A 12,183-nucleotide genomic window follows, 5' to 3' on the forward strand; every position below is an offset into this window, starting at 1 on the left:
GGTTTGCCCGCTGACAGCTGCTAGAATGCGCAGCCTCGAAGTGGCAACCCGGTGGGCAGAGCAGGTGAGCATGCAAGCGGATGTGGTGGTGATCGGCGCGGGCGCCGCCGGGTTGATGTGTGCCCTCACGGCGGGCTACGCGGGTCGGCGGGTGCTGGTACTCGACCATGCCAACAAGCCGGGCAAGAAGATCCTCATGTCGGGCGGGGGGCGCTGCAACTTCACCAACCTGGCCACCGGCCCGGCCAACTTCTTCTCTGCCAATCCGCACTTCTGCATTTCGGCGCTCAAGCGCTACCGCCCCGAGCACTTCGTCGAGCTGGTGGAGCGCCACGCCGTGGAGTACGTGGAGAAAGCGCCGGGCCAGCTGTTCTGCGCGCATTCGGCCAAGGAGCTGCTCGACGTGCTGCTCACCGAGTGCGAGTGGGCCGGGGTGGAGCTGCGCTTGAAGACGAGCGTGGAGCGCATCGAGAGAGCGGGAGAGGGCATGCGGCTGGCCACTTCGGCGGGCCGCATCGAAGCGGGCGCGGTGGTGATCGCTACGGGCGGACTCTCGATCCCCACCATGGGCGCTACCGGTTTCGGCTATGACATTGCCCGTCAGTTCGGCCTCGGCGTGACGCAGACGCGTCCGGCACTGGTGCCGTTCACCCTGACCTCTCAGTTGAAGGAGCGGGCGGCCGAGCTGGCCGGGGTGAGCTGCGACGTGGCGGTGAGCGCGCTACGCGACGGCCAGCGTCTGGGGCCGGGGCGGCAGCGGCGCTATCGTGAGCCTATGCTGTTCACCCACCGCGGCCTTTCCGGCCCCGGCATGCTGCAGATCTCCAGCTACTGGCAGCCCGGCGACGAACTGGAGATCGATCTGCTGCCCGGGCTCGGGATTGCCGACGCGCTTGCCGAGGCGCGCCAGACGACACCGCGGCGTCAGCTTTCCACCTGGCTGGGCGAGCACCTGCCGCGCCGCCTGGCCCAGGCGCTGGTGGAGTGGCACGGCGAAGACCCCACCCTGGCCGAGCTTTCCAATTCCCGCATCGAGGCCTGGCAGGCTCGCCTGGGGTCCTGGCGGCTCAAGCCCGCCGGCACCGAGGGCTGGCGTACCGCCGAGGTGACCCTGGGTGGCGTGGATACCGCGGCGATCTCGTCGAAGGACTTCAGCGTCGAGGGGCTGCCGCAGCTGCGCTTCATCGGTGAGGTGCTCGACGTGACCGGCGAGCTCGGCGGCTACAACTTCCAGTGGGCCTGGGCATCGGGCGTGGCCTGCGGGCTCTCGCTGTAGCAATTGCTGGGGGCGCGACAAAACCTTACCTAACGTAACCGGTCGCTTGCGGCAGCCTTGCTACGCTGGATAGACCTGTTCGTCTGGATGGTTCGTCACGGATGTGGCTCGTCACAGGAGTGCGCCATGCCCCCCTTAGCTCATGAGTTGGCCTCCCCCCAGCAGTTGGAAACGCCCGATACCCTTCACACCAAGGAGTGGCTGAGACGCTACCAGCGCATACGCCAGGCCTCCGAGCGGCTGTGCCAGCCGCTGTGTACCGAGGACTACGTGATCCAGAGCATGGATGACGTCAGCCCGCCGAAGTGGCATCTCGCCCACGTCACCTGGTTCTTCGAAGCGTTCCTTCTCGCTCCCTTTCAGCCCCGCTACCGACCTCTCGATCCCGTCTACGATCACCTCTTCAACTCCTATTACGAGACCCACGGCGTGCCCTTTCCGCGACCGCATCGCGGTACGCTGTCGCGTCCCACGGTGGCCGACGTCTACCGCTATCGAGCCCATGTCGACGCGGCCATGGCGGAGTTGCTCGAGTCGCCGCCGCCCGAGCATGCCGGGGAGATCGTTCGCCGCGTCGAGCTGGGGCTGCACCATGAGCAGCAGCACCAGGAACTGCTGCTCATGGACATCAAGCACATCCTGGCCCAGAACCCGCTGTGCCCGGCCTACCGCGACGACCTGGTATCACCACCGGAGGAGACCCCGGGCGATCTGGCCTGGCTCGAGCATGCCGCCGGCATTCGCGAGATCGGCCACGATCTGCAAACGGGCTTCGCCTATGACAACGAAGGGCCGGTGCATCGACAGTTTATCGAGGCGTTCCAACTGGCCAATCGGCCGGTGACCAACGCCGAGTTCCTGGCCTTCATCGAAGACGGCGGCTATGCCCGCCCTGAGCTGTGGCTCTCCGATGGCTGGCAGCAGGTCGGCCAGGCCGGCTGGCAGGCGCCGCTGTACTGGGTGAGACGCGAGGATGGCTGGTACCACTACACCCTGGGCGGGCTGCGGCCGCTCGATCCGCAGGCGCCGGCAGTGCACGTGAGCTTCTTCGAGGCCGATGCCTTTGCGCGTTGGGCCGGAGCGAGGCTGCCGAGCGAAGCGGAGTGGGAGGTGGCAGCCCGGGATGCGTCCATGGGCGGCAATTTCGTCGAGAGCGACCACCTGCAACCGGTGGCCGCGACGGCGCGGGGCAGTGCCGCGGCCCAGCTGTTCGGCGACGTGTGGGAGTGGACCGGCAGCGCCTATCGGCCCTATCCGGGATTTCGGGCGCTGCCCGGCACCCTGGGCGAGTACAACGGCAAGTTCATGTCGGGGCAGATGGTGCTGCGTGGGGGCTGCTGTGCCACGCCAAGCGATCACATTCGCCCGACGTACCGTAACTTCTTCCCGCCCCACGCCCGCTGGGCGTTCTCCGGTTTCCGCCTGGCCAGGGAGGCATGACATGAACCCATTCGTCACTTTTCACGATCAGCACTCGCCGGAGGCGGCGGGTTCGCTGAGCCAGGAACTGATGGTGGGGCTTGCCGCCACGCCGAAATACACCTCACCCAAGTTCTTCTACGATCGCCGCGGCTCGGAGCTGTTCGACGCCATCTGCGAGCAGCCCGAGTACTATCCCACCCGCACGGAAGAGGCGATCCTGCGTGCTGCCGTGGGGGAGATCGCCGAGGTGGTGGGGCGCGATGCGACCCTGATCGAGCTGGGCAGCGGCGCCAGCCGCAAGGTGCGACTGCTGCTCGAGGCACTGCATCCGGCGTGCTATCTGGGCGTGGACATATCGCGGGACTTTCTGCTCGACAGCACCCGCCGCCTGGCCGTCGACTACCCCTGGCTGGAGGTGCATGCGGCCTGCGCCGATTTCTCGCAGCCGATGCGCTGGCCCGAGGGGCTGTCGGGAGAGCGTCCGGTGGCGTTCTTTCCCGGTTCGAGCATCGGTAACTTCACTCCAGAAGAGGCCGAAGCATTCCTGGTGGGACTGGCGCAGCTGCTCCCGCCCGGAGGCGGGCTACTGATCGGTGTCGACCTGATCAAGGATCGGGCGATACTGGACGCCGCCTACAACGACGCCGCCGGCATCACGGCGGCCTTCAACCTCAACCTGCTGGAGCGGCTGCGCCGCGACTTCGATACCGAAGTGGATCCGTCGCGGTTTCACCATCTTGCTTTCTACAACGAAGCCGAATCGCGCATCGAAATGCATCTGGTGAGTCGGTGCGACCAGGCCATTCACGTGGCCGAGGAGCGCTTCTTCTTCGCCGAGGGCGAGAGCCTGCACACCGAAAACTCCTACAAGTACAGCGTGGCCGGGTTTCTCGAGTTGGCGGGGCGCGCCGGGTTCGAGCCGCGGGCGCATTGGACCGACCGCGATGCGCTGTTCTGCATCCACTATCTGGAGCGGGCGGCCGGATGGCGTCACCCGTAAACCGGGCTATGCTGCAAGCAGAACCATGCTGGAAGCCGAGGATCGCCCATGACCATGATTGCGATACAGGACTCTTCTCGGTCCGAAGCCTCTGCGTTTGCCGATCTCGTCGTCGATGAGGCCGTGCGTCAGGCCGAGGAGCGCGGCTGGCAGGCGGTGCGGCTCTCGGAGGTGGCACGCAACCTGGAGTTGCCGATGTCGGTGGTGCTGGAGCGCTTTCGCGACATGGACGCGGTAGCGAATGCCTGGTTCCAGCGCGGCTGGCGAGCCATGCTGGCGGAAAAGCCGGAAACCTTCGACGACTGGCCGGAGCGGGTGCGTATCGAGCACTGTCTGCAGGCCTGGTTCGATACCTTCGCCGCCCATCGCCGGGTTACCGTGCAGATGCTCCGGACCAAGGCGCATCTGCCGCATCCCCACACCTGGGTGCCGCTGGTGTTCGACCTGTCACGCACCGTTCAGTGGCTGCGCGAGGCAGCTCGCCTGGAAGCCCGTTACGGCACGCGTCGCGCTCAGCTGGAAGAGGTGGCCCTCACCAGCCTGTTCGTGGCGGCGCTGGCAGTGTGGGCGAGGGATACCAGCGAAGGGCAGCGCAAGACACGCCACTTCATCGACAAGCGCCTGAAGCGTGGCGAGAGCTGGATGCGATGGGTGCCGAGCGGGGCTAAAGGCCGACATAAGGCCGAAGCGCAGCTCTAGGCTCTGCCCGAAAACTGGCTGCGCTCGGCCATACGGCGTTAAAAATCAGCTCAAAGTACTCATTTACACACCGTAAACTCCGTCTTTTCGCTGATTTTTGCCTTGTCTGGCCTTCGCTCGCCGACTTTTCGTACAAAGCCTGAACCGCCTTTCGAAGTCGTGGGCGGTCAGCGAACCTTCCCGATCAGGTGCCTGGCTCGATGTAGCAGCAGGGCACCGGCGGCGGCTTGTCTGGTCAGCCGTATCAGCGTACGAGGATGGCGCAAGCCGGCGACCAGCAGGGCGCCGGCGGCCAGGTAGGCCACTCCCCGATAGTGTTTGAGAAAGGGCTTGAGGGAGCCCTCGAGACGCTGCCAGCCGGCATTGAGCCCCAAGGAACTCTGCTGCCAACGCTCCGCTTCCACCAGAAGGTCGATACGCTGCCGTTCGATAGTGGCGATGAGTTCGGCCTTGCGCTGGGCACGGCTCGCGGCAGCGGGCAGGGATTTCTCAACGGCGCGGCGTGTCACGCGGCTCCTCCATCAGGTGACGGTCCAGCGCGAGCTGAGCCAGTGTCTCCTTGAGCAGGGTATGGCGGCGCGCCAGGCGCATCCCCCAGAGTGCCAGGCCGATGCCGCTGCCCAGCAACACCAGCGCGCTGATGGCGATGGCGGCCAGCCGGTGGGTATCCCAGAACAGCACCACCACCAGCAGGGTCAGCATGCCCAGGCCCAGCAGCAGCAGTACCAGGCTGAGCCCAAGCAGCAGTAGCAGCGTGACGAGGCGGGCGCGCTCTTCTTCGAGTTCGAGAACGGCGAGACGCAGGCGCGTCTCACCTGTGGCCACCAGATTGGCCAGAATTCGCTTGGCGATGCTGAACAGGCGTTGTACCGGTCCTTCGCTTGCAGCCATCAACGACGTCCAATGAGCATGCCGATGACGACACCCACGGCGGCGCCGATGCCGATGCTGGTCCAGGGGTTCTCGTGCACGTAGCGGTCGCAGGCGTCGGCCTGTTGATGCACGGTGTCGCGCGCTTCGCCGTAGAGTCGCTCACCGCGGGCCTCGAGCCGGTCGCGTGTGTCTTTCAGCCGCTGTTCGGCGCGCTCGCGCAGTTCCTTGATGTTGCTGCGGGAATCGTCGGCGGTGGCGTGCACCAGCTCCTCGATGGTGCGGGTGAGCTGATGCAGGTCTTCCTTGAGTTGCCGAGTGGTTTCATCGGTATGCGGGGTGCGCGTTGCCATGACAGTCTTCCTCTGACGATGAATGACAGCCTCAGCATAGCACTCGCTGATATGAGTTCAACGCCGGCCCCTGTGGCAGGTCAGCGCACGCCACCGGCGCCGGTGAACAGCGGGTTGACGCTGAAACCGACGCTGATGCGATGGTTGCGGTGATCGTAATCGATCATGCTTTCGCCATAACCGTAGAAGTACTGAACATGGCCGCGGATGTTGCCGAACAGGGGCCAGGAGTAGTCCACCTGAGTGCCCATGTTGCCGGGGCTGGGATTGCCGCGCACCATGACGCTGGCCTCTTGGTCGCCGTTGAAGCGGCGTGCCACGGTCACGTCGCCATAGCCCCAGTAGCGGTCGATGTCGGGGTTGTCGTCGTCGCCGTCGGACTCGGGAATGCGCCAGTGGGGTGCCACTGCCACCGCCCAGTCGCCGCGCTGGAAGATGCTCTCCAGGTAGATGCGGTTCCAGCTGCGCGAGAGCGGCATCGAGCGTCCGTTGGAGAGGTGGTTGAAGGCCACCCGGTTGCGTGTGTTGGTCCAACCCAGGAAGCGCCAGGTATTGTCGAAATCGACGAACACCTCGGGCTCATAGTTGGTCTCGCGGAAGGGCGAGGAGGCATCGGTATTGTAGGCCTGCCACCAGCTGCGCTGGGTATAGGCGAAGTAAAGATCCCCCGTGGTGCCCAGCACGTCCTCGAGCAGGTTGACCTTGGCACTGAACTGGAATTTCACCTCGAGATCGTTCGGGCTGCCGTCGGCATAGACGTCGCGAAACGCTCCCTGGTTGGGATGCGTGGTATAACTCAGCGGAAACAGGTAATTTCGCCGGTGCATGGTGATGGCCAGCGGGTTGCGCGTCGACTCCCGCTCCAGCTGCCGACGCTGGGCAATCTCTTCCAGCACGGGGTCGTCCACCTCGGCATAGAGAGGGTCGTCCTCGGGCGGCAGGGCGTCGAGCTGAAGTCGCAATGCCTCCAGCTCGCCGCTCAACGCTTCGATGCGAGATTCGAGCGCTTGCCGCTGGGCGTCGACCTCGCCCATGGCGAAGGCGGGCATCAGCCCTAGCACGGCGGCGCTGGCGAAAAGAAGGGAACGGATGGTCATGAAGGAACTCGAAGCGAGGCATTGAGATTCCGTTTCTACCATGTCGCCTTGGCAAGTCAACTGCCAGTGCCGCTATTGTCATGTTATTGCACCAAGCCGAGCCTCGTTCTGACGAGGATCGCTGCTACGAGGAATTTCGTGAACGTCACGCTTTACTCCGCTGCCGGTATCCTCCGACGTGCCAGTCAGGCGCTGTGCCTGCTGATCTGCTGTTGGATTCTGTTGACGACATCGGCACAGGCGGAAGATGCCCTGCCCGAGCGCCAGGCGGTGGAAGAGCGCCTGGTCGATCTGCGTCCCGAAGAGGGGGAGAGCCTGAGCGAGGCCGAGCAGCGCGATGTCGAGGCTCTGGAGGCGACGCTGCGTGCCCTGGAGCAGCTGCAGGGGATCGAGGAGCGAATCGAGGGGCTGGAGCAGCGGTTGGAAAGCGCACCTGCCGAACTGCTGCGCCTGGAACGGGAACTGCTGCAGGAAGAGGAGGCGGAGCTCGACCGCTCGATTGCCGAGCTCGACGATACGCCGCTGGACGAGCTGGAGTACCGTCAGCAGGAGGCGGTGTTCGAACTGCAGCAGCTGCAGGACCGCCTGGCCGACGTCAACTCCCAGCTGCTGGCGGCCCAGACGCTGCCGGAGCGGGCCCAGCAGGCCATTGCCGAGGCGATGCAGACCGCCGAGCGGACCCGGCGTGCGCTGGATACGCTGGAGGCGCAGGGTGTCAGCGAGGACTCGCCCCGGCTGTGGCAGCTACAGGTGGAGCGGCGCCTTGCCGAGCGTACGCTGCGGCTGCGTCAGCGCGAGCTGGGCAGCAACACCCGCCTGCGGGAGCTGACCCAGCAGCGACGCGACCTGCTCACCCAGCAGGTCACGCGCAAGGAGTCGGAGCTGGCCCTGTTGCAGGGGGTGATCGACCGCCAACGGCGCATCGCCTCGGAGCAGGCGATTGCCGATGCCGCACGCGACGACCCGCTGCTCGAGGCCGGACACCCGGTGCTGGAGCGCGCTCAGCACGTCAACCGCGAGCTCAGCCTCGAACTGCTGCGGGCCAACGACCGTCACAACGGTCTGGTACGCGAGAGCCTGGCCATACGCAGTCAGCTCGATCACGTACGTCAGCTGCAGCGCAGCTTGAACGAGCAGATAGAAGCCATTCGCGGCAGTTTGCTGCTGTCGCGCATTTTGCGCGAGCAGCGCCGCTCCCTGCCGCAGGTCGATCCCGGGCGCAGCCTGCAGGATGAAATCGCCGACCTGCGCCTGCGCCAGTTCGACCTGGTGCGCCAGCGCGATGCCTTGCGCCAGAGCGAGCGGCTGGCCAATCAGCGTCTCGAGGAGGCCGGCGTCGAGGTCACTCAGGGACTGGTGGAGTCCCTCCAGGGGCTCTACCACTCGCGCCGTCAGCTCGTCGATCAGCTCGAGCAGACCTATGGCAGCCTGCTCAGCGCGGCCATCGAGCTGCAGCTCAATCAGCAGCAACTGCTGGAAACCACCCGGGAACTGCGCACCACCATCGATGAGCAGCTGTTCTGGATCGCCAATACCCGGCCGTTGGACCTGGCCTGGTTCCGTCAGCTGCCGGCCAATGTGACCGAAGAGCTGCAGCGTGGCGAATGGCGCGGCGTGCTGCCGGTGCACTGGCGCATGCCGGGAGCCGAGGCCCTGTCGGGAGCGCCGCTGGTGCTCGTGGCGGCCTTGCTGCTGGGGCTGCGCCGCCGCATTCAGCGTCGTCTGGCCATGCTGCACGAGCAGATCGGTCGGCTGCGCAGCGATTCCCAGGCGCACACGCCCCAGGCGATCGGTCTCAATGCCTTGCTGGCGCTTCCCGGCCCGTTGACGCTGGCCGGCATCGGCATCTCGCTTGCGAGCATCGGCACGGGAATCGCCTCGGGCCTGGGCCAGGCGTTCCTGCATCTGTCGCTGGCCTGGGGCTTCATTGCCTGGTCGCGTCGCCTACTGGTACGCGATGGCGTGGCGACCAAGCACTTCTACTGGCCTTCGGGCTATGTGGCGCGGCTGCGCTGGCTGTTGGGCTGGCTCGTGGTGGCCCTGGTGCCGGTGCTGCTGGTTTCCACCCTGGCACTGGATGGCGAGATCGATCTCTCGTCGCGGCCCATTGCCCTGCTGCTGCTGCTTGTTGGCCTGCTGGCCATGAGCGTGCTGCTGGCCAGACTGATCATGGCCCACACCCCGTTCTTCGGCGTCAAGCTGTTCCGCCTGGTGCTGGGCCTGCTGATGGCCGGTGTGCCGCTGGTGCTGGCGGGACTGATCGTGTCGGGTTACGAATATACCGCCCTGAGCCTGATCGGGCGCTTCGTCATCACCCTCTATCTGCTGGCGATGTGGATCCTGGTCGAGGCCACGGTAGTGCGCGGCCTGGCGGTGGCGGCACGCCGGCTGGCGTTCAAGCGTGCGCTGATGCGACGCCGTGCCCAGGCCCAGGAGGGCGCAGAAGGCGGGCTCGAAGTGGTCGAGGAGCCGCCGCTGGACATGGAGCAGATCAATCAGCAGTCGCTGCGTCTCTCCAAGCTGATCCTGCTGCTCGGCTTCGCCGTGCTGCTCTACCTGGTATGGTCCGACCTGCTGACGGTGCTGGGTTACCTCAATGAGATCGCCATCTGGGAAGCCAGCGAAGGCGTCGGCGCCGAGCTCGTCACCAGTGCGCTGTCGGTGGCCGACATCTTCGCCGCTCTGCTGATCTTCGTGCTGACCCTGGTGATGGCGCGCAACCTGCCGGGCCTGCTCGAAGTGATGGTGCTGTCGCGGCTGGAGCTCAAGCAGGGCAGCGCCTACGCCATCTCGGCGCTGCTCTCCTACACCATCGTCGGCACCGGGTTGGTCGTTGCCCTGGCCACCCTCGGGGTGGCCTGGAGCCAGCTGCAGTGGCTGGTGGCGGCGCTGGGGGTGGGGCTGGGCTTCGGTTTGCAGGAGATCTTCGCCAACTTCGTCTCGGGTCTGATCATCCTGTTCGAACGTCCCATGCGTATCGGCGACACCATCACCCTGGGCAACCTCACCGGCACGGTGAGCCGGATCCGGATTCGTGCCACCACGGTGACCGACTTCGACCGCAAGGAGATCATCATCCCCAACAAGACCTTCGTCACCGATCAACTGATCAACTGGTCGCTGTCGGATACGGTCACCCGGGTGGTGCTCACCTTTGGTGTCTCCTACGGCTCCGACCAGCGCCTGGTGCACCGGCTGCTGCGTCAGGCGGCGGACGAGAACCCGCGGGTGCTGGGCGATCCCGAGCCGCAGGTGTTCTTCATGAACTACGGCGAGAGCACTCTCAACTTCGAGCTGCGCATCTTCGTCAACGCGCTGGGCGACCGACTCTACGCCACCGACGAGATCAACTGCCGGGTGGGGGAGCTGTTCGCCGAGCACGGTATCGACATCGCCTTCAACCAGCTCGACGTGTGGCTGCACCGGGCGGACGGCGAGGCGCGGAAGGTGCAGAGCCAGGCGCCGGGACAAAGCCTGACCTCTCACCATCCGCCGCCCGGTGCGGGGGGCGACCCGGGCGACATCGAGATCGGCGACGGCGGCAGCGACGGTGGAGATGGCGGACGCTGAGCAACGCCGTCACTGCTTGACGGCGTGTAGCAGGAACTCGCGGTTACCGTCGCCGCCGGCCAGCGGGCTCTCCTGCCAGTGGCGAACGTCGAGCCCGTGCTCGGTGCAGCAGGCGCGAACGGCGGCTTCCACCTCGCCATAGTGGGCCGGGTCGGAGACGATGCCGCGTGAATTGACCCCGCCCGGGCCCACCTCGAACTGCGGCTTGACCAGGCTCAGCAGTGCACCGCCGGGGCGTAGCAGCTGGGCGATCTGGGGCAGGATCAGCGTCTGCGAAATGAACGAGACGTCCATCACGACGATATTGGGGGCCGTGGCGCCCTGGGCGGCGAGGGCGCCTTGCAGGCGCGGCTCGTCGTGCATGGCCCGCGCATTGAGCCCCTCCAGGCAGGTCACGCGAGGGTCGCCCCGCAGCTCCGGGTCGAGCTGGCCGTGGCCCACTTCGATACCGATCACATGGCGCGCGCCGAAGGCCAGGGCACAGTCGGTGAAGCCGCCGGTGGACTGCCCCACGTCGAGCACCAGTCGGTCCGTCAGGTCTAGCTCCAGCGCTGCGACCAGCGCTTCCAGCTTCAGCCCCGCCCGTGAGACGTAGCGCTCCTCGGGGTCTTCGGTCACCGCCAGGCGCACCCCCTCGGGCAGCTTCTCACCGGGCTTGCTGAGTATTTTTCCGCTCTCCGCCAGGCTGACCCGGCCGTGGCGGATCAGCCGCTGGGCGCGGGTTCGCGAGCGGGCCAGGCCCTGGGAAACGAGCAGCTGATCGAGGCGGGGCATGCAAAAGTTCCTCATGCGGCAAGAGTGGCAGCCAGAAGCGGGGCCGCCATTATGGCATAATCGTTTAGTTAGCCAGTTAACAGAAGGGAGCCGCGTGGAGCGAAGCGAAGGAACGGCACTGGCCAGGTCGCTGGCCATCGGGGCGCTGGGCGGGCTGATTTTCCACCTCATCGGTATGCCGCTGGCGTGGATGCTGGGGCCGCTGACGGCCAACCTGATCGCGTCGGCGAAGGGCGGCGACGTGCGCGTGCCCGAACCGCTGCGCGAGGCCTTTATCGGCGTGCTCGGCCTGGTGCTGGGCAGTCAGGTGACGCCACAGCTGGCTCAGCGGGTGCTGGACTGGCCGCTTTCCGCAGTGCTGCTGCTGCTCGGCGTGGCCGCTTCCACGGCGGCGGCCGCCGCCTGGTACCGTCGCTGCGGCTTCGATTCGGTGAGCGCCTGGTTCGCCTCGGCGCCCGGCGCGATGACGGCAATGATCCTGATGGGGGAGAAGTGCGGCGGCGATCCGCGGCGTATCGCCATCGCTCAGTCGCTGCGCATCGTGCTGGTGATCATGATCCTGCCGCCGCTGTTCTGGGCCTATGAAGGTGGCGCAGCGCCGCAGGCAGCGGAGATCGAGAACGGCTTTGCCTCCGCCTGGATGCTGCTGGCCCTGCCGCTGCTGTTTCCCCTGGGGCGTCGGTTGCGCCTGCCCAGCCACACGCTGCTCGCTCCGCTGCTCTTCGCCGGCCTGCTCTCCGGCTTCGACATTGCCAGCCTGCGCCTGCCGGACTGGGGTATGAACGTCATGCTGTGGGTACTCGGCTGTGCCATCGGCTCGCGCTTTCGCGGGCTCTCTTCCGCCAGGCTGGGACGCTATCTGTTCGAAGCCTTCATCGCCACGCTGCTGGCGCTGGCAGTGCTGGCGGGCTTCGCCGAACTGATCCATCGCCTGGTCGACGTGCCCCGCGACGTGGCGCTGCTGGCGCTGGCCCCCGGCGGTATCGGCGAGATGGCGATACTCGCCGTGGCGCTGGATCTCGACCCAGTCTTCGTCGCCTTTCATCACCTGCTGCGCATGGTGGCGCTGATGCTCTTCGCGCCGTTCTGGGCGCGCTGGTTGCTGCGTACACGTTGAATTTC

General features: G+C 66.2%; 11 protein-coding genes. 6 read left to right on the plus strand and 5 right to left on the minus strand.

The genetic code is table 11. The annotated features are described in order from the left end of the window. Positions 1 to 70 precede the first annotated feature (70 nt). The 4 genes from C4S71_RS11510 to C4S71_RS11525 all read left to right on the plus strand — a co-directional run bounded on the left by C4S71_RS11510 (position 71) and on the right by C4S71_RS11525 (position 4,397). Positions 71 to 1,276, plus strand: a complete 1,206-nt coding sequence (locus C4S71_RS11510; protein WP_103969269.1) for a BaiN/RdsA family NAD(P)/FAD-dependent oxidoreductase — start codon at positions 71 to 73, stop codon at positions 1,274 to 1,276. Between the two features lie 126 nt (positions 1,277 to 1,402). Next, on the plus strand, positions 1,403 to 2,716 hold the full coding sequence (egtB, locus tag C4S71_RS11515; RefSeq protein WP_103969206.1) for an ergothioneine biosynthesis protein EgtB: 1,314 nt from the start codon (positions 1,403 to 1,405) through the stop codon (positions 2,714 to 2,716). A 1-nt stretch (position 2,717) separates the two neighbouring features. Further along, entirely contained in the window at positions 2,718 to 3,698 is a 981-nt protein-coding gene (gene egtD, locus C4S71_RS11520) for an L-histidine N(alpha)-methyltransferase (protein WP_103969207.1), read from the plus strand. A 48-nt stretch (positions 3,699 to 3,746) separates the two neighbouring features. Further along, positions 3,747 to 4,397 (plus strand): ubiquinone biosynthesis protein COQ9, encoded by a 651-nt coding sequence (locus C4S71_RS11525; RefSeq protein ID WP_103969208.1) that lies wholly within the window; start codon positions 3,747 to 3,749, stop codon positions 4,395 to 4,397. 167 nt (positions 4,398 to 4,564) lie between these two features. On the opposite strand, the gene C4S71_RS11530 is transcribed toward C4S71_RS11525, so the two are convergent. From C4S71_RS11530 to C4S71_RS11545, 4 genes are all read right to left on the minus strand, one after another. Continuing rightward, positions 4,565 to 4,906, minus strand: coding sequence for a YqjK family protein (locus tag C4S71_RS11530; RefSeq protein WP_103969209.1), 342 nt, complete (start codon positions 4,904 to 4,906; stop codon positions 4,565 to 4,567). After that, on the minus strand, positions 4,887 to 5,288 hold the full coding sequence (locus C4S71_RS11535; protein WP_086508452.1) for a phage holin family protein: 402 nt from the start codon (positions 5,286 to 5,288) through the stop codon (positions 4,887 to 4,889). The genes C4S71_RS11530 and C4S71_RS11535 overlap by 20 nt, the downstream gene beginning before the upstream one ends. Then, complete coding sequence (locus C4S71_RS11540; protein WP_086508451.1) at positions 5,288 to 5,620, minus strand: ElaB/YgaM/YqjD family protein; 333 nt, start codon at positions 5,618 to 5,620, stop codon at positions 5,288 to 5,290. The genes C4S71_RS11535 and C4S71_RS11540 overlap by 1 nt, the downstream gene beginning before the upstream one ends. A gap of 80 nt (positions 5,621 to 5,700) precedes the next feature. Then, complete coding sequence (locus C4S71_RS11545) at positions 5,701 to 6,717, minus strand: phospholipase A (protein WP_103969210.1); 1,017 nt, start codon at positions 6,715 to 6,717, stop codon at positions 5,701 to 5,703. Positions 6,718 to 6,855: 138 nt separating this feature from the next. On the opposite strand from C4S71_RS11545, the gene mscK reads away from it, so the two are divergent. Beyond that, positions 6,856 to 10,287 carry a mechanosensitive channel MscK gene (gene mscK / locus C4S71_RS11550; protein ID WP_103969211.1) on the plus strand — a complete coding sequence of 1,144 codons (3,432 nt, stop codon included), beginning with the start codon at positions 6,856 to 6,858 and terminating at the stop codon, positions 10,285 to 10,287. Between the two features lie 9 nt (positions 10,288 to 10,296). On the opposite strand, the gene C4S71_RS11555 is transcribed toward mscK, so the two are convergent. Next, positions 10,297 to 11,061, minus strand: a complete 765-nt coding sequence (locus C4S71_RS11555) for a TlyA family RNA methyltransferase (protein WP_103969212.1) — start codon at positions 11,059 to 11,061, stop codon at positions 10,297 to 10,299. A gap of 94 nt (positions 11,062 to 11,155) precedes the next feature. Here C4S71_RS11555 and C4S71_RS11560 point away from each other — a divergent pair, with 94 nt between their 5' ends. Next, positions 11,156 to 12,178, plus strand: coding sequence for an AbrB family transcriptional regulator (locus C4S71_RS11560; RefSeq protein ID WP_086508447.1), 1,023 nt, complete (start codon positions 11,156 to 11,158; stop codon positions 12,176 to 12,178). Positions 12,179 to 12,183 lie beyond the last annotated feature (5 nt).

Origin of the sequence: Billgrantia desiderata (assembly GCF_900108215.1) — a bacterium.
Lineage (GTDB): Bacteria > Pseudomonadota > Gammaproteobacteria > Pseudomonadales > Halomonadaceae > Halomonas > Halomonas desiderata.